The organism is Neobacillus niacini, from assembly GCF_031456445.1.
Taxonomy (GTDB): Bacteria; Bacillota; Bacilli; order Bacillales; family Cytobacillaceae; genus Neobacillus; species Neobacillus niacini_I.
Window position 1 is genome coordinate 1 of the sequence record NZ_JAVDUQ010000030.1, and the last position, 16,511, is coordinate 16,511.

The 16,511-nt window shown below is 37.3% G+C and carries 17 protein-coding genes; 8 read left to right on the forward strand and 9 right to left on the reverse strand.

What is annotated here, in order from left to right:
* Window positions 1-231 precede the first annotated feature (231 nt).
* On the reverse strand, window positions 232-567 hold the full coding sequence (locus tag J2Y67_RS20540; protein WP_310177062.1) for a hypothetical protein: 336 nt from the start codon (window positions 565-567) through the stop codon (window positions 232-234).
* A gap of 88 nt (window positions 568-655) precedes the next feature.
* Window positions 656-913 (reverse strand): CGCGG family putative rSAM-modified RiPP protein, encoded by a 258-nt coding sequence (locus J2Y67_RS20545; RefSeq protein ID WP_310177064.1) that lies wholly within the window; start codon window positions 911-913, stop codon window positions 656-658.
* A 264-nt stretch (window positions 914-1,177) separates the two neighbouring features.
* On the opposite strand from J2Y67_RS20545, the gene J2Y67_RS20550 reads away from it, so the two are divergent.
* Window positions 1,178-1,489 carry a HesB/YadR/YfhF family protein gene (locus tag J2Y67_RS20550; protein ID WP_310177066.1) on the forward strand — a complete coding sequence of 104 codons (312 nt, stop codon included), beginning with the start codon at window positions 1,178-1,180 and terminating at the stop codon, window positions 1,487-1,489.
* 212 nt (window positions 1,490-1,701) lie between these two features.
* On the opposite strand, the gene J2Y67_RS20555 is transcribed toward J2Y67_RS20550, so the two are convergent.
* The gene (locus J2Y67_RS20555) at window positions 1,702-2,388 is read right to left on the reverse strand and encodes a response regulator transcription factor (protein ID WP_310177069.1); all 687 of its coding nucleotides are present in this window, start codon (window positions 2,386-2,388) and stop codon (window positions 1,702-1,704) included.
* Window positions 2,389-2,498: 110 nt separating this feature from the next.
* On the opposite strand from J2Y67_RS20555, the gene J2Y67_RS20560 reads away from it, so the two are divergent.
* The 3 genes from J2Y67_RS20560 (at window position 2,499) to J2Y67_RS20570 (ending at window position 4,961) form a co-directional block, all read left to right on the forward strand.
* Window positions 2,499-3,059: a DUF3939 domain-containing protein gene (locus J2Y67_RS20560; protein ID WP_310177071.1), complete on the forward strand. Its 561-nt coding sequence runs from the start codon at window positions 2,499-2,501 to the stop codon at window positions 3,057-3,059.
* Between the two features lie 115 nt (window positions 3,060-3,174).
* Window positions 3,175-4,431, forward strand: coding sequence for a DUF445 domain-containing protein (locus J2Y67_RS20565; RefSeq protein WP_310177073.1), 1,257 nt, complete (start codon window positions 3,175-3,177; stop codon window positions 4,429-4,431).
* Window positions 4,432-4,595: 164 nt separating this feature from the next.
* The gene (locus J2Y67_RS20570) at window positions 4,596-4,961 is read left to right on the forward strand and encodes a cytochrome-c oxidase (protein ID WP_310177075.1); all 366 of its coding nucleotides are present in this window, start codon (window positions 4,596-4,598) and stop codon (window positions 4,959-4,961) included.
* A 77-nt stretch (window positions 4,962-5,038) separates the two neighbouring features.
* Here J2Y67_RS20570 and J2Y67_RS20575 read toward each other — a convergent pair whose 3' ends face one another.
* The 4 genes from J2Y67_RS20575 to J2Y67_RS20590 form a co-directional block, all read right to left on the reverse strand.
* Window positions 5,039-5,437: a FixH family protein gene (locus tag J2Y67_RS20575; RefSeq protein WP_310177077.1), complete on the reverse strand. Its 399-nt coding sequence runs from the start codon at window positions 5,435-5,437 to the stop codon at window positions 5,039-5,041.
* 102 nt (window positions 5,438-5,539) lie between these two features.
* Entirely contained in the window at window positions 5,540-6,436 is an 897-nt protein-coding gene (locus tag J2Y67_RS20580) for a TIGR03943 family putative permease subunit (RefSeq protein ID WP_310177079.1), read from the reverse strand.
* A 14-nt stretch (window positions 6,437-6,450) separates the two neighbouring features.
* Window positions 6,451-7,320 carry a permease gene (locus J2Y67_RS20585; protein WP_310177080.1) on the reverse strand — a complete coding sequence of 290 codons (870 nt, stop codon included), beginning with the start codon at window positions 7,318-7,320 and terminating at the stop codon, window positions 6,451-6,453.
* 492 nt (window positions 7,321-7,812) lie between these two features.
* A complete protein-coding gene (locus J2Y67_RS20590) occupies window positions 7,813-9,213 on the reverse strand; it encodes an amino acid permease (RefSeq protein ID WP_310177081.1) in 1,401 nt (466 codons plus the stop codon).
* Between the two features lie 475 nt (window positions 9,214-9,688).
* On the opposite strand from J2Y67_RS20590, the gene J2Y67_RS20595 reads away from it, so the two are divergent.
* The 3 genes from J2Y67_RS20595 (at window position 9,689) to J2Y67_RS20605 (ending at window position 13,427) form a co-directional block, all read left to right on the forward strand.
* On the forward strand, window positions 9,689-10,942 hold the full coding sequence (locus tag J2Y67_RS20595) for a PucR family transcriptional regulator (protein WP_310177082.1): 1,254 nt from the start codon (window positions 9,689-9,691) through the stop codon (window positions 10,940-10,942).
* Window positions 10,943-11,058: 116 nt separating this feature from the next.
* A complete protein-coding gene (gene ald, locus J2Y67_RS20600) occupies window positions 11,059-12,192 on the forward strand; it encodes an alanine dehydrogenase (protein WP_310177084.1) in 1,134 nt (377 codons plus the stop codon).
* Between the two features lie 128 nt (window positions 12,193-12,320).
* Window positions 12,321-13,427 (forward strand): putative glycoside hydrolase, encoded by a 1,107-nt coding sequence (locus J2Y67_RS20605; protein WP_310177086.1) that lies wholly within the window; start codon window positions 12,321-12,323, stop codon window positions 13,425-13,427.
* Window positions 13,428-13,498: 71 nt separating this feature from the next.
* On the opposite strand, the gene J2Y67_RS20610 is transcribed toward J2Y67_RS20605, so the two are convergent.
* The gene (locus tag J2Y67_RS20610) at window positions 13,499-14,914 is read right to left on the reverse strand and encodes a SpoVR family protein (RefSeq protein WP_310177088.1); all 1,416 of its coding nucleotides are present in this window, start codon (window positions 14,912-14,914) and stop codon (window positions 13,499-13,501) included.
* Window positions 14,915-15,004: 90 nt separating this feature from the next.
* Entirely contained in the window at window positions 15,005-15,979 is a 975-nt protein-coding gene (locus J2Y67_RS20615; protein WP_310177090.1) for a M14 family zinc carboxypeptidase, read from the reverse strand.
* Between the two features lie 151 nt (window positions 15,980-16,130).
* Between J2Y67_RS20615 and J2Y67_RS20620 the strand changes: the two genes are divergently transcribed.
* Window positions 16,131-16,385 carry a YhdB family protein gene (locus J2Y67_RS20620; protein ID WP_310177092.1) on the forward strand — a complete coding sequence of 85 codons (255 nt, stop codon included), beginning with the start codon at window positions 16,131-16,133 and terminating at the stop codon, window positions 16,383-16,385.
* Window positions 16,386-16,511 lie beyond the last annotated feature (126 nt).

The following is a 16,511-nucleotide window of genomic DNA, read 5'->3' on the forward strand; positions in this document are numbered from 1 at the left end:
TATGAATTTTTGCCCTTTTTTAGCCAAAATAAATCCCTCCTGTGTTAGCCAGTATGGTTTTTTTTCATACTGGCTACACAGGAGGGATAATATCATGTTTTTCGCCCGGTTTTTTTAGCCGATAGGAAGCTTCGGAGCATAAGCATCGCAGTCGAAAAGCTGTGCTTTTCGACGAACTACGCCTCATGAACCGCCCTTAGGGGCTTGCCAGTCAGCGAGTTTTCTTTATCTTTATTTATCCTTTAACATGATAATTTCTTCCTCGGCTTTTGCAATTTTGACAAGATGCGAATCCAGCCGACGGTTAAGATAATGAATTTCTTCCGTGTTATTTTGTTTTTTCTCCACTTTTTCTAATACCGTACCTTGTAACTCTTCAATGCGCTGAAGCGAGTCTTTTATATCTGAAAGGTCGATTTGGTTTACCGCTACCCTATGTTCAATACTGTCAACCTTTTCCAATCTCGAAAGTCTCTGCTCAATATTTTCTAACGTTGTATTAAATGTATGGATTAATGTTTTGATATCATTCATGTTTTCCGTTAACTTCTCAAGCTTTTGCTCCATAGTCAAAAACTCCTTTTTTTTAAGGTAATCCTATTTTATCATCGTTTTTATAATTAATATGTTACAAAATCAGGAACAATCAATAAGGTTAAATTCTCCATACTCTTAATACATATCCCCCGCATCCACATTGATCAATAAATTTTATTTTCACTTTATTGGAGTACACCTTTTCTAATAGAGGCTGCAAATAATCAACGGGATTCCCAAACGTTTCTGATGTAACAAGATTAACAAAACAGCCCTCCTTTGTATCCTCCACTGCCTGCAGGGCATCTTTTAGGATCAAGTCAATATCCTGCTCATATTCATCATGCTCAAGGTCCTTCGTCCAATCCTTATCCATTTTCAAAACCTCCATCGAATAAAAAGTTGATAGCTAAGTTTAATTAAAGCAGTTATGGTAAACAGAGTTGTTGCATTATTTCACATATTTGAACATTTTAAAGCGAAAAATTGAACATTTTTTTAAAAATACTTCCATTTAACAAATTCCGTGCCTAATATCACAGGCAATAATCAAAAGAAATAATATTCTTTCATTAGAGGTCAAGTAAATTTTGGTTCATTTATAATGGTTATTACACTAAGAAAAGGTTGGTGCATAAATATGTTCATAACAATTGATGAAAAAGCTACCGCTTGGTTTACAAAGGAATTTGAGATGAATAAACCATTCAATATTCGGATGTTTCCTCAATATGCCGGTTTCGGTGAGAAAAATAAAGGATATAGCCTTGCCTTTTCAGCTGAAATGCCGGCAAATATGGGATATTCAAAAGAGATTAATGGGATTACCTTTTTTGTTGAGGGAAATGACGTATGGTTTTTTGAGGATACACAAACCCTTTTATCTGTGGATGACCGTCTTGATGAGCTTCAGGTGACCTATAGAGAACAGGAAAATTCGACTGTAAATTGACCTTACTTTAAGAAAAGCGCAAGCGCCTTGGTCAGCCCCGACAAGCGCTGGAGGCCCAGACGGTGAAGTCGTTCTTTGACTTCATCGGCTGGGCCGAAGCGACCTAGAGGGGCTAGGCGCTGGAGCTGGACAATTCTCAAAGTCGAAATTTTCTTTCATATCTAAATATAAAAGGTATCCATGAAATTTCACGGATACCTTTTTATTATTCACTAGTGAGTGTTTTCATCAAATTTATAACCAACGCCCCAAATGGTGTGAATAAAAGGCTGTTCATCCGTACCAATTTTCTTTCTTAATCGCTTTACATGTACATCCACCGTGCGTTCATCGCCATAATATTGATAGCCCCAAACTTTATCCAATAATTGCTCGCGTGAAAAAACCTGACGAGGATTTTGGAGAAAGAAAAATAATAAATCAAATTCTTTCGGTGTTAAACTGGTAATTCTTTGACCGTTTAAAAATGCTTCCCTTGTTTCTTTACTTATTCTGAAATGCTCTGTTTCTAGATACAGGCTCTCAGGGATGTTGACATCCTGTTTAAACCTTCTGGAGACAGCCTTTATTCTTGCCATTAACGTAAGCGGACTAAAAGGTTTGGTAACATAATCATCTGCACCCATTTCTAATCCCAATACTTGATCCGACTCCGTATCCTTTGCCGTTAAAAGGATGATCGGCACATTGCTTACCTCTCTAATTTTCTTGCAAAGACTGACTCCATCCATTCCCGGGAGCATCCAATCAAGTATGAGTAAATCCCAGTCGCCTCCGCGAAAACGGTCGTACCCTTCCAATCCATTATGTACAAACTCCCCTTGATAGCCTTCCTTCATAAAAAACATCTCGATCATACTGCAAACACTTTCGTTATCTTCTACAACTAAAATTCTCATGGAATCACCCGCCCTTCTTGAAAAAATTCTCTTACTTCCAATTTACTGAAAAAATCATTTGAAGGCTATAGCAATTTTTAATCTATACTATACTATAGAGGGGTGATTAGATGAAACTATTATTTATTATTGTCGGAATCCTTATAGTAATCGGCATTATAGGATTTATTCGCAATATATCCAGCAACAAAAAAGGGATGTCGCAAACTTTAAAACAAAGAGAGGATGAGTCTGAACAATCCTCACCCATCGAAGTAACGATGGAGGAAATCCGCCATGCTGTGAGAAAATTTTCCGATCAATTACCGAAGGGTGTTTACCGGACCATACTTGTTCGTGATGACCATAGTATCGATTATAAACACATTGCCCCAATATTGGGAGGTATTCCCTCAAAAAATTTTTATATGTCAAAGGAAACCTATGATTTATTCGAAGAAAGTGAAAAACATATCCCTCCTGTGATGGATATCGTTCAAAAAGCTGTGGACCAATATGTAAAGGACCATAAAGAATATCCGATGCTAAAGTTCGACGCTGAGCGGCGGGTCAATTATTATCAATTACTCGAGCACCACTATCTTAAAGCTGTTCCGGATATCCAATTTTACATTACGAAACTGGACGGCTTAATTACTCATGTAAAACCAGAAACAAACAGCTCTTCTTAATGATAAGAGGAGTTTTTTCGACCTTTTTCAAGATTCAAAAATTGCATTTTACAGCTTTATTGAGATAATAGCTATAGAAGACAATATTTAAGGTTAAAGTTGAAGGAGTTATAAAATGTTCACACGCAAGAAAAAATCACAGCGTTTAGCAACCATTTCACTTCTCATAATGGCCGTTGGTTTTGTTGCAACCATTCCATTACAATCCTCCATTTGGGGCACCCTGCTCCAAGGCGGTTTCGAAGCGGGATTGGTGGGTGGTCTTGCCGACTGGTTTGCAGTTACTGCCCTTTTTCGGCACCCATTAGGAATTCCAATTCCACATACAGCCATACTGCCGAAAAACAGGGAAAGAATTATCGCCGCGATTATCTCAATGCTTGAAAATGACTGGCTAACAAAGGAAAGTATTCGTAAAAAAGTAGCAGTCATCCCATTCATGGAAAAACTAATAGGCATTGCCGAAAGAGAACTGGAAACAGATTCAGCTCGTAAAAATATCATCAATGGGATTCATTATTTAATTGATAAAGTGAATGTCGAAAAAATAGCTCCTCTGGTTGAAATGGAACTTAAGTTATTGATTAACCGTCTGGATATGAGAGTCTATCTTCCCGTCATTATCGATGAAATAACGAAACGAAAATATGATGAAAAAGCTCTTGATTATATTTTAAATGAAGTGGATGAATGGGCCAGGAAAGATACCACCAAAGACCGATTGGGAAGAATGGCTGCCCAGGCAATCGAAAATTTTAAAGCAGACGGATTTATGCAATTTGCTTTAAAGTCCTTCAGCAATCTGGTTAATGAAGAAAAGTTGGGTAATATCATTCAAAACCTTATTCAAAAAGGAATAAATAGTTTTCGAGATCCTTATAATCAAAATCGAGTCACACTTCTGATATCTTTAAACGATAAACTGCAAAATATGAAAAGTGATGAAGCTTTGATTACTGAACTAAATAATGTAAAGGAAAAACTAGTAACGGGATGGGAACCGGAAGAGAAGATTATTTCCTTTCTTCAACAATTTAAACAAAAAGCAATCGATTTTATTCAAGACCCTGCCTTTTTTGAAGGACATCTCCAGCCCTTTATAAACAATTCGATAAATGATTTTAAATCAGATGATGAAAAAATTGAACTGGCAGAGAACTGGATAAAGAAACAAATTTCCATCTTTGTTGAAAAAAATCATTCAAAAATTGGAAAACTGGTCGAAGAAAACCTTGAAAAATTAGATGATAAGACACTGATTCACATGATTGAAACGAATGTGGGAAAAGATCTGCAATGGATTCGCGTAAATGGAGCGGTTTGCGGATTTTTAATTGGTCTGGTTTTAGTCGCCCTAAGATTATTATTTTAGTTTAAAAAGCTGCCTTTATTAAAAAAGGCGGCTTTTTATTTGCTCCTATAAACTGCTTATAAAAAAATCAACTTTGTCCATGACAAAAGTCAGTTCTTTTTCAAATTTCCAAGTCATATTTACTACTGTAGTCATAAATTTTAAGTGAAAAAGGAGGATGAAGAATGGGGATTAAGTTTATCAAAATCTCTGTCGTGTATTTTGTTATTGGGGTCTTAATTGGTATGTACATGTCCATGACGGAAAAGTTCACCTTCTCATCTGTTCACGTCCACATTAATTTACTAGGCTGGATGTCAATGGCATTAGCAGGTCTTATTTATGTAGCTTTTCCTGCCGCAGGAGAAACGACATTGGCAAAGGTCCACTTTTGGCTTCATAATATCAGTCTGCCGATTATGATGATCGGCCTAGCCTTTTTGGTTTCGGGGACAGCGGCAGCCAGTCCTGCAGTTGCAACAGGGGGCACGTTAATGGTTTTAGGGATTATCCTATTTGCCATCAATATTTTAAAAAATTTAAAAAAGTAATATTGAACTAATTTTATTTCCTATATAAAGATAGAAAAAGGCTGCCGTTGTTTTATTAGGCAGCCTTCTTTTACACGTTATTTTTCAACTGTAAATTTTTGATTTGGCATGGTATGCATATCTCTTGCCGTAACATGAGCGGTAACAAAATATTGGCCATTTTCCTTGAAGGTTTTCGTAATAGAGTAGACCCCTTTCCCTTCATTTTTGGCCTTAAGCATGTCGTGCTTGTCCTGACCGGACTTCCAAAATTCAAATTTCACTTCATCCGCATCTGATACCTTTTCTTTTCCTTGTGTGACAATGGCTTCTATTTTTGCTTTTTCATTTACTTGTATATTTTCCGGAACTAACTTAATGGCTACCTTTACCTCTTGCGGCATATCACTACTGTTAGTCGCATTGGACCCGCTTTGATTCGAACAACCAGCGAGAAGCCCTAACAATACCGCTAATCCAATCATTATTTTTTTCATGATAATCTCCCTTTTAAAAACATTTTTCCTAACTTCCTAAAAGCTTACCACTAATTTGGTATGAAACAAAACGATTTATCTCACTTCAAATTGAACCTATCCCTAATTCAAGCTGTTTCGATAAACATAAGGATCATTTGGTTTCGGAATGGTTTTGTAGCTAGTTACTTTTAAAACAGGAATTTTCATTTTCATTGGTTGATAAAAAAACGTATCCATGGTTCCTGTTACCTGGTACCATTGGTCATTTGGAATGTGTATGTTTTTAGGGAATTGAATCATCATTCCGAAAGCCCCGGAGTCTGCTACACAGTGAATGATCCCAAATCGAAGTAAGAAAAGTTGATTGGATTGTAATCCAGGACCATTGTACGAAAATCCTTTCAATGTAATCGTTTTTCCTGCAAAAGTCCCTGGAAAATTATAAATAACTTCCAATCCTACTAAAAAGTCTTTATCTGTTAAAGTAATATTATTTTTTCCAACATAGGATTTAGACTCCTTGTGAACTAAATCTTGAAAGTCGCCTTGATTCATGAATTTACTCATATCAGGATTTAGAACTTGATGAGTCCCGTACTTGTCGTTTCCGTCCTCTAATGCAGGAAATGAAAATCCCTTTGCATCCACTAATTGAGAGTCAAGAGTAGCAACGGGCAAAACAACACCTGAGATAGCAGGTATTAATACAAAAGTGTAGCCCAAGATTTTTTTAAATTTTTTCTTATTGAACTTTTTCTCCGTGCCCTCTCCATGTTCATGATGGTGATGATGGTCATGTTCATGATGACAATCACAATTATGTTGATGTTCCGTCTCATTCTTCTTACTTGCAATATACCAACGAATTCCTTCCGCAATGGTCAAGAAAAATAAAACGTAGATCATACTATATGAAAGGAATGAATATTTTTGGTTTATATATTTTGAGATGTTTCCCGTTGAGTGCAACATAAAAAATAAGTTAGTGAAAAGCAGTAAAATCACAATTCGATACATTTATCCCACATCCTTTACAAAAGAAGTGACCCGACGAATACCAATCCCGAAATTAAAGAAATGAGAAGCATAACAAATTTCGGTTTGAAGGAACCAAACATCATGAGCAGATTCTTAATATCCACCATGGCCCCAAATACTAAAAAGGCGACAATTGAACTTTGAGCAAAACTATTTCGAAAAGAGGACGCTACAAATGCATCCGCTTCTGAACAAATCGATAATATAAACGCTAAAGCCATCATAATCAATGAAGCGGTAATTTTCGTATTTCCCAAAGTAACAAGAATCTTTGTTGGAATAAATACTTGCATTGCTGAGGCAATTAAAGCACCCATGACTAGAAATTTTCCAACACTTAAAAATTCATCAATTGTATGGGTGATGACACTAATCAGTTTTTGTTTCGTATTTTGATGTGAATGGTCATGTATATGTTCGATATAATTCAATTTTAAAGGGGTTTCCTTATAGAAAAAAGATAGAATAATACCGACTAAAATAGAAACGCCAATTGCCAAACCTGCCCTGTACCAGACCATCGTCCAGCTGTCACCGAATGCAATAAATGTTGCAAAGAGAACGATTGGATTAATGATCGGGGCGGAAAGCATGAATGAAATAGCGGAATACGGCGCCAAACCTTTTTTTATTAAGCGGGCAGTAATTGGAACAATTCCGCATTCACAACCAGGAAATAATGCTCCAATTAAACTTGCAGTAATAACAGATAAAAATCTATTTTTAGGCATGATTCGAATAATCGTATTTTCGGAAACGAAAACTTCAATCAATGCAGAAACTAAAGCTCCAATGATAATAAAAGGGATTGCTTCAATTACTATACTGATAAAAATCGTATTTAATTGCAATAATCGATCCATGGAATTCCTCCTCTGGCGAAAAACAGCTAGCAGAAATAGGATAGTAAAAAACAATCACTAGCATAGCAAATAACATTTAGAATTAGATTAAAAAACAATTAATAAATAAAAACTCATTGAGCTTTCTACCTGTGTGAACTCATGCAAACTACTATACTATCATTCATAAATATCGTCCAACGAAAAAAACTGGAATCACAAAAAAATGCAGCCAAATAGTAGGTGGCTGCAAACTTTCTATGGTTGATATGGAACAAGCCCAGCATGTCTTAACTTGGTTTTCTCAACATCTGATTTACTGTAATCATAATTGTAAATTGCCCCTTCCCAGTCCCCATAAATTGGATTATGAAAAACAATCAACTTTTTACCAAATTCAGCGCGGAGCTGGTCTACCGCTTGGAGCCTTTCAGGAACGGATAAATCATTAAAAATAAATAAATCAGTCTAATTTAAATAAAAATAGGATCCATTTCTGGATCCATTTTTCATCTAGCTAGCTTGATTGTTACTCTTCTTTTGAGCATCAGTTCTTTTATGAAATCCTTTTAAATAGTAGGTGGCAATCAGAATTCCAATAAAGATAGGTCCCACGATTACCGCAATCCTTTGATCTGGATTGACCGCCATAATTCCAACCACAAACACTAGAAAAGCGAGTGAAACATAAGACGATAGCGGGTATAACGGCAGCTTATATTTCAACTGCTTCTGTTCCTCAGGTTTCATATGTTTGCGATGACGAAGCTGGGATAACAGAATAACTGCCCATGTCCAAATAGCAGAGAAGGTTGCAATACTTGTTACCCATGTAAATACCTGTGCCGGTACAACATAGTTTAAGAATACCCCTAATAATAAAACAACAGCTGATGCAATAATAGCAAAACCAGGGACACCTGTTTTCGTAACTTTTCCAAACTTCTCTGGAGCCTCACCATGCTTCGCAAGGTCAAACAACATTCTTGCTGTACTAAAGATTCCACTATTACAAGAAGAAAGAGCTGCAGTAAGGACAACAAAGTTAATAATTCCTGCTGCACCTTTAATTCCGATTTGTTCGAAAGTTAATACGAATGGGCTTCCCTTCGTTCCAATTTCTTGCCAAGGATAAATGGACATAATAACAAAGAGCGCACCAACATAGAAAATTAGAATACGCCAGAAAACAGAATCAATCGCCTTTGCAATCGTCTTTTCCGGGTTCTTAACCTCTCCTGCTGTAACCCCAATCATTTCAATTCCCAGGTAAGCAAACATGACCATTTGCAATGACATTAAGATTCCTTTTATACCATGTGGGAAAAATCCGCCATGATTCCATAAATTGTGTATTCCTGTGGCAACTCCACCATTACCTAATCCAAAGAAAATCATTCCTAAGCCAACAACAATCATTAAGCAAATAGTGACAATTTTAATAAGTGCAAACCAAAATTCCAGTTCACCATATGCTTTTACGGCAAGGAAATTAACAGTTGCCATGATGACTAGCGCTGCCAATGCCCATATCCAACCCGGAGTCCCCGGAAACCAATATTTCATATAAACTCCGACAGCGGTAATTTCTGCCATACAGGTTACAACCCATAAGAACCAATAATTCCAGCCGGTAATGTATCCTGCGAGCGGTCCCAAGTAATCTCGTGCATATTTACTAAATGACCCTGCTACAGGTTTTTGAATAGCCATTTCCCCTAGAGCACGCATGATAAAAAACATGATTAATCCACTAAAACCATATCCAAGAATAATTCCTGGCCCAGCCATTTTTATAGCTGTTGCAGAACCCAGGAATAATCCAACCCCGATTGCAGCGCCTAGCGACATTAAATTAATATGTCTTTCTTCCAAACCACGATGAAGGTCTTTTTCTTGAGGTTTTTTACTCATAAGTTCATCTCCTCTTTTTAATTAAGATAAGAAATTATAAAATTTTCGACTTCGAGAATTGTCTAGCTCCAGCGCCTAGCCCCTCGAGGGAAAAAATGAACTGCTTTTTTCCTAGGTTGCTTCGCGGCTGACCAAGGCGCTTGCGCTTTTCTTATAATTTCCAAAAGCGACTAATATTAATGATTGATTTCAATACTTTTCACAGAGGTATACTTTATTGATATAGTAAAAATATTATATAATTTCTATACACCGAAAGATACAATCGTCCTACTAAAAATGAAATCACCCCTATTCTATTGGTGTTACCGCTTACAATTTACAATTATACAAATATTTTTTATTTTTGCAAATACCTATAATTATTTTAACATTGCTACTATTTATTTCTTTTGTGCAAAAACTAGAATTTTTCGCTGTCATTTTGTATATTTAAACAAAATACACCAAATTTTGATTGAATTGTTTTCTATTAATGGGGGGAAGACTCTTGAATTCTTTACTTAATGATCCTTTTAGGGCTGACTTTGATAGTTTAGATGAGTTTGCCGATCTAATCAGTCAGGTACTTCAATGCCCAGTTACCATCGAAGATGCCAACCACCGTCTTCTAGCCTACAGCACCCATGACGAAAGAACGGACCCTGCGAGAATTTCTACTATAATCGGCAGAAGAGTTCCGGAAAAGGTAATTAATCAATTATGGAAGGAAGGAACCATCCCCGCTCTGTTAAAAACAGACCAGCCCATTCGTGTAAAAAGCATGGACGATATTGGTCTTAGTGATAGAGTAGCGATATCGATCTGGAAACAAGAAGAAGTATTGGGCTTTATTTGGGCGATTGAAATTGATAAAACACTGACCGACAAAGATTTTGGTCTGCTCAAAAAAGCCGCCGATGCGGTAAAAAATAAATTACTTCAATTGCAGACGAGAAAAAATAAAAAAGGCGAGCATTTTCAAGAATTCTTTTGGAGGTTATTAACGGGTCATTTAACGGTTACAGAAGAAATTATTCAGAATTTCCAAACATTAAAAATTACTCCCTCCCCTTCCTATGCTGTTCTTGTTTTTCAATTTCAGCACAACATTACGCGAAAAGAGGAGCAATCGATTTCCTATCTGTTAAAAACAAGCCAGCACTTAACCATTATGCTTTATACCATTGATTGTAACCAGCTCATACTACTTGTATCCGCCCCAAAAAGTGATCGGCCACTGGCGGAAATAGACCATTTTGCTCAATCATTTGTGTCGAAAATGAATGAACGTTACAACGTCAAGAATATTACTCCAGTTTTCAGCAGTATTTCTGAGGATTATGGAAAGATTGGGAAAGCCTATCAGGAAACAATAAAAGTTTTATCGATTAAAGAAAAATTTCCACTTGAGACAAAAAATATTTTCCATTATCAAAAATTGGGGATTTACCAATTTTTCGATTTGCTCCTAGAGAGAAGAAAAAATGAGGAATATGAAAACCGTTCGTTAAAATTACTTCATGAATATGACCAAAAGCACAACAGCAATCTTGTAGAAACTCTGGAGGTTTTTCTAAATCAAGACACGAATATTCCGGAAGCTGCAAAGGAATTGAATGTTCACGCTAATACTTTAAATTATCGATTGAAGCGGATTACTGAAATTGGTGAAATTAACTTTAAGGACCCTAATCAGAAAATGCTACTATTCCTGGATTTGAAATTAGAAAAATATCATCATTTGTGAAAATCACCAAAAAGGAGAAAAATTTTTCTCCTTTATTCACAAAGAAAATCTTCGGCAAACATTCTATACTAAAACCTGAGCAACAATAACCTAAGTTCTTAAGGGGGATTTATAGAATGTTTATTGGAGTACCTAAGGAAATTAAAAACAATGAAAACCGAGTAGCACTTACACCAGCTGGAGTTGTTTCATTTTTAAATGCAGGTCATACAGTATTCGTTGAAAAAGACGCTGGGATTGGAAGCGGTTTCTCCAATGAAGATTATGCAAAAGCAGGCGCTCAAATTATTGATAGCGCTGACCAAGTTTGGGAAAAAGCTGAAATGATCATGAAAGTTAAAGAGCCTCTTTCAAGTGAATATAAATACTTCCGTCAAGGTTTAATTCTTTTCACTTATTTACACTTAGCTGCTGAGCCACCATTGGCAAAAGCGCTTAAAGATAGCGGCGTAATCGCAATCGCCTATGAAACAGTATCCGTTAATAGAACACTTCCACTTCTTACACCAATGAGTGAAGTTGCAGGACGCATGGCGGCACAAATTGGAGCTCAATTCCTGCAAAAATTCTACGGCGGACAAGGAATCCTTCTAGCAGGTGTACCAGGGGTTAACCGTGGTAAAGTAACCATCATTGGCGGCGGAGCTGTGGGTATTAACGCAGCTAAAATGGCAGTCGGTTTAGGTGCAGATGTAACCATTATCGATTTAAGTGCAGATCGCTTACGTCAATTGGATGATATCTTTGGAAACCAAGTGAAAACATTAATGTCCAATCCATTTAATATTGCTGAGGCCGTTGCTGAGGCTGACCTTTTAATCGGTGCAGTATTAATCCCAGGTGCGAAGGCTCCTAAGCTTGTTACTGAAGAAATGGTAAAAGCCATGAGGCCTGGTTCTGTCATCGTTGATGTTGCGATTGACCAAGGTGGTATTGTTGAAACAAGCGACCATGTAACAACACATGACAACCCTACCTTTGTTAAACATGGCGTAGTTCACTATTCAGTAGCAAACATGCCAGGTGCGGTTCCTAGAACTTCAACCATTGCTTTAACGAATGTTACAGTTCCTTATGCCCTTCAAATTGCTAACAAAGGTGTATTCAAAGCAATCTCTGACAACCATGCCTTAAAGCTTGGAGTAAACGTTGCAAACGGTGAAATTACGTACGAAGCAGTTGCAAAAGATTTAGGCTATGACTATGTAACAGTTGAAAATGCATTAGATAAAGAATTAGCTTCTATTTAATCGAACAATTGGATTATCGTAATCCCCACAAGGTAAATTGCTTGTGGGGATTTTTATGATTTCCTATGGAATGAATATGGCTGCAAGAGAGAACGATAAAAGCAAGATGATTGATGAGGAGTGATCCGATGCAAAGAATTTTGGTTTCTATGATCGTTCTATTTGTCTTTTCACTTTATCCCGTTCCAAACCATATTTTTGCAAATCAAACTGCAGCCAATCTATTAGAATCAGGGCAGCCGATTCGTGGGATTTATGTAAAAGCAGAAAATACTGGAGGTCCTCGGTTTCAAAAATTGCTTTCATTTGTCAACCAATCAGAATTAAATGCAATGGTTATTGATATTAAAGATGATTACGGCAATATGACCTTTCTTCCCCCGAAGGATTCACCCTATTTTACTGTCAGCCGACCTTATATTCAAAACCCGAAAGGATTAATGGACTCATTAAAAGCGAACGGAATTTTTCCCATTGCGAGGATTGTTGTCTTTAAAGACTGTATATTAGCAAACAAGAATCCAAAGCTCACCTATAGAGCAGCCAATGGGATTTGGAAAAACTCGCGGGGGGATTCCTTCACCAATCCATTTTTGAAAGAGGTTTGGGACTATAATATTGGGATAGCTATCATCGCCGCCAATATGGGTTTTCGAGAAATTCAATTTGACTATGTCCGTTTTCCGGAGAAGTTTGAAACCTTTGAAAAACAGCTAAGCTATGAAAAAGGTACCTTTCCTTCCAAGGATGGACGAAATCGAATTGCGGCGGTTTCAAGTTTTGTTAAATATGCTTCAGAAAAGTTAAGACCTTACCATGTTAAAGTATCTGTAGATGTTTTTGGCAACGCCACTGTCATTCCAGAAGCACCTGGTATTGGCCAAAATTTTTCTAAAATTGCTGAAAATGTTGATGTTATTTCTGCAATGATCTATCCAAGTCATTGGACAGGGATTTTTGGAATTAAGAAACCTGATTTACAGCCCTATGAGCTTGTTAAAGAATATGCAAAGGTAGAAAAGGACCGGTTACAAAAGTTAAGTAATCCGCCTGTTTCTAGGCCGTGGCTTCAGGATTTCACCGCTGCATGGCTGGGAAAAGGAAATTACATGGTGTATGGCAAGAAAGAAATTGAAGACCAAATTCGCGGGCTGCACTCCCAGGGAATTCATGAATTCTTGCTCTGGAATGCCAGCAATCAATACACACCAAACGTGGATTATACACCGTACTAATAATAAGAATCCACAGAACGTGAAAAACCAAGGTACCTTTTGAACGGGTACCTTGGTTTTTGTTTACTCCACTATATATATTTCCTGTGTACTCCCTTACCATCATAGGTGAATAACATTTTTCTCTCTTCGACATTCGTTTCCATGTGTACGGGTCTTCCCCAAAGCTGTTGGATGTAAGGCAATACTTTTTCAAGGTATTTTACGTCCAGTTCTACCCCTTCATACCAATGCTTCAAATAAAGTTCCCCGTTTTTCAAATAATCTCCATCATTTACGGTAATGTACGGAAATCCCCCATTGACACGCATGTTTACAAGCTGGTCGCGAATATGCTCCCACTGTTTGTCAACAACTTTATAGTCCCTCCCTTGTTTTTGGAAAAGATACATATCCTCACGCATCACAAGGTCTTTATTTAAGTAATTGCGCAGGAAGGATATATCAGATTCTACCTCACGGACCTCGAACATTTTTTCCCTTCCGGAGCCTGGCTGAACTCCCCTGCGTTTCATTTCTTCTGTTGGATTATTATAACGTTCCTCAATATCCTCAAAAATCTTGATGCCAAGATAGTAGGGATTAATGCCTGTTTTAGATGGCTGAACGACTCCAGCATTTAATTTGGCAAATTCAATCGCTTCATCACTCGTTAAGTCCAGCTCTCTTAAGATCCGCTGATGCCAATAGGATGCCCAGCCTTCGTTCATGATTTTTGTTTCAAGCTGCGGCCAGAAATACAGCATTTCTTCGCGCATCATCGTTAAAACATCCCGCTGCCAGTCCTCAAGCTCCCTGCTGTACGTTTCAATAAATAACAATAAATCCTTTTCAGGCTTTGGCGGAAATTTCCTTTTTGTCGGTTTTTTTTCTATCTTTTTATCTTTATCATCCAAAGACCATAGATCGTCATATGGAGAAGAGCTGCGGTAGTCCCCGCTCTCTTCCTCTCCTAAATCATCCATCGACCAGGCCAATTTTGGTCTCATCAAGGATGGATCAATATGTTCATCAATAGCCAGCACAGCATCTAAAAAGGTCTCTACTTCTTTTTTCCCGTATTGTATTTCATATTTCCGAATTCTTTCTGCTGTTGCGGCCATACTTTCCACCATGTCCCGCTTCGTATTTTGAAAACGAACATTATTCTTAAAGAAATCACAATGGGCAAGTACGTGAGCGACAATCAATTTATTTTGAATCAGTGCGTTAGAGTCCAACAAGAAGGCATAACATGGGTTTGAATTGATAACAAGCTCATATATTTTACTTAATCCCAGGTCATAGTGAAGCTTCATCTTATGAAATTGTTTGCCAAAGCTCCAATGTGAAAACCGGGTTGGCATTCCATATGCACCAAATGTATAAATGATTTCCGCCGGACAAATTTCGTAACGCATCGGATAAAAATCCAGGCCAAAGCCGCTTGCGATTTCTGTAATCTCGCCAATAGCATATTCAAGTGCTTTGCGCTCTTCCGCATTCATGAGCCATTCCCCCTTTTCCTCTTACCACAATGTATGAAGAAAAGGCAGGAATGATGAAACAAGATAGAAAAAACCTAGACAAAAGGCTAGTTATTCCTTTAATTTGTTTACTTCTTTTGCAAGCATCAAGCCCACGTTTTTATTTCGTTTCCATTCCTTTTTAAATACAGATAATGGCGGGTTTGTTTCACCAACAAGATAGCTAATCTCAATCGTGAAAGCCGGCCGGTGATAGGTGGTAATGAACCAATCAGTAAAACCCCCACCCACTGCATCTTTATCAGGTTTACCTAATTTATAGCCGGTTAATTTTGATATTTTTTTCGCTATTTTTCGGTCACGTTTTAGATGTTTTCCATTTTTAAACTTCCAAAAGATTTCTCTGCCGGCAGTATGGTAGGCAACAGCCGCCGCTGGCTGAATATGATGAATAAACTTTGTTAAGGCGAGTACCTCTTTTGCCTCTAAAGGAGCCTTTCCCTTATAGGATTTATAGGACGGTCTTCCCGGTTCGTTCTCTAATGCTTCCCAGCCAGCCGGGTATTGGCGATTTAAATCGATGCCAATACCGTTTGCTTTCCACCGTTTAAAAATTCGTACTCCCTCATTCATTTTTAATAATTCTTTTAGTTGTATTTGAGAAAATTCATCGAAATGATTTTGTTGTATCATGACACCATCTGGATTCAACATTGGAATAAACCAAATCGACACTTCGTTTAAAATATCAGCCGACTTTTTTTCCTTTTCATAGGCATCAGCATATGTTTCGAGCATTTTCATCGTCACCATGCTTGTCAACCATTCCCGCCCATGATGGCTGCCAATAAGGACAATATTTTTTTTCCCCGTCCCAAGCTTGACTGCCCAAATATTTTTTTCAAAATAAGTGGTACCAATGGATCTTATCTCCACCACTCGCTTATATTTTCTCTGAATTTTTGAAAGGTCCTGTTTTAAGATTTCGTACGTATAAGGCTTCTTAACCTCCACTAAGCCTTCCCCAAAAACATTTTCAGGATGAAGTGTAAAAAAAATCATGAAGCATAGGATTAATCTGACCATCGCTTCCCCCTTAAAAGTGGTTACACTTTTTAAATTTATACAGGTAAAAATTGAAAATCGCGTTAATTAAGGGTGTCCAACATTTTCTGCGAAAGAAATCGTCAGAAAAGCATAAAATAAACTCAACTCCTAACAAGGAGGAGACAACTAAATGAATAAAGTGGATTATGACCGAGCGTTGTATTATACACACCGGTCCGAATGGGATAATTTGTTAATCTTAATGGTTCGAACAAAAGACCAATTTTTATCAAAAAAAATAGAACAATTCCTGCATGCCTACCATTTTGAACACGATTACTCTGTATTAGAAAAAAAATTATATGCCTTACTTCGATACATCGACCATGCAAACGAAGCGGCAGAAACTGACCTAAATGAGATTCCGATGTATAGTCTTTCCTGAAACAGCAAGTGAATACAGTTTTGTGTGAGAAAAATATTTACAACCGGACTAAAGAATTCCACCACCAAAAAAACGGCCATTTGCAGGCCGTTTTTCTTATTGGTTGATGACTCCGTTTCGAACCGC

Coding starts and splice junctions, on each gene's coding strand:
- ald (WP_310177084.1), top strand. CDS start 11,059: ATGTTTATTGGAGTACCTAAGGAAATTAAAAACAATGAAAACCGAGTA.
- J2Y67_RS20590 (WP_310177081.1), bottom strand. CDS start 9,213: ATGAGTAAAAAACCTCAAGAAAAAGACCTTCATCGTGGTTTGGAAGAA.
- J2Y67_RS20570 (WP_310177075.1), top strand. CDS start 4,596: ATGGGGATTAAGTTTATCAAAATCTCTGTCGTGTATTTTGTTATTGGG.
- J2Y67_RS20585 (WP_310177080.1), bottom strand. CDS start 7,320: ATGGATCGATTATTGCAATTAAATACGATTTTTATCAGTATAGTAATT.
- J2Y67_RS20540 (WP_310177062.1), bottom strand. CDS start 567: ATGGAGCAAAAGCTTGAGAAGTTAACGGAAAACATGAATGATATCAAA.
- J2Y67_RS20620 (WP_310177092.1), top strand. CDS start 16,131: ATGAATAAAGTGGATTATGACCGAGCGTTGTATTATACACACCGGTCC.
- J2Y67_RS20545 (WP_310177064.1), bottom strand. CDS start 913: ATGGATAAGGATTGGACGAAGGACCTTGAGCATGATGAATATGAGCAG.
- J2Y67_RS20615 (WP_310177090.1), bottom strand. CDS start 15,979: ATGGTCAGATTAATCCTATGCTTCATGATTTTTTTTACACTTCATCCT.
- J2Y67_RS20575 (WP_310177077.1), bottom strand. CDS start 5,437: ATGAAAAAAATAATGATTGGATTAGCGGTATTGTTAGGGCTTCTCGCT.
- J2Y67_RS20565 (WP_310177073.1), top strand. CDS start 3,175: ATGTTCACACGCAAGAAAAAATCACAGCGTTTAGCAACCATTTCACTT.
- J2Y67_RS20605 (WP_310177086.1), top strand. CDS start 12,321: ATGCAAAGAATTTTGGTTTCTATGATCGTTCTATTTGTCTTTTCACTT.
- J2Y67_RS20560 (WP_310177071.1), top strand. CDS start 2,499: ATGAAACTATTATTTATTATTGTCGGAATCCTTATAGTAATCGGCATT.
- J2Y67_RS20595 (WP_310177082.1), top strand. CDS start 9,689: ATGGGGGGAAGACTCTTGAATTCTTTACTTAATGATCCTTTTAGGGCT.
- J2Y67_RS20580 (WP_310177079.1), bottom strand. CDS start 6,436: ATGTATCGAATTGTGATTTTACTGCTTTTCACTAACTTATTTTTTATG.
- J2Y67_RS20610 (WP_310177088.1), bottom strand. CDS start 14,914: ATGAATGCGGAAGAGCGCAAAGCACTTGAATATGCTATTGGCGAGATT.
- J2Y67_RS20555 (WP_310177069.1), bottom strand. CDS start 2,388: ATGAGAATTTTAGTTGTAGAAGATAACGAAAGTGTTTGCAGTATGATC.
- J2Y67_RS20550 (WP_310177066.1), top strand. CDS start 1,178: ATGTTCATAACAATTGATGAAAAAGCTACCGCTTGGTTTACAAAGGAA.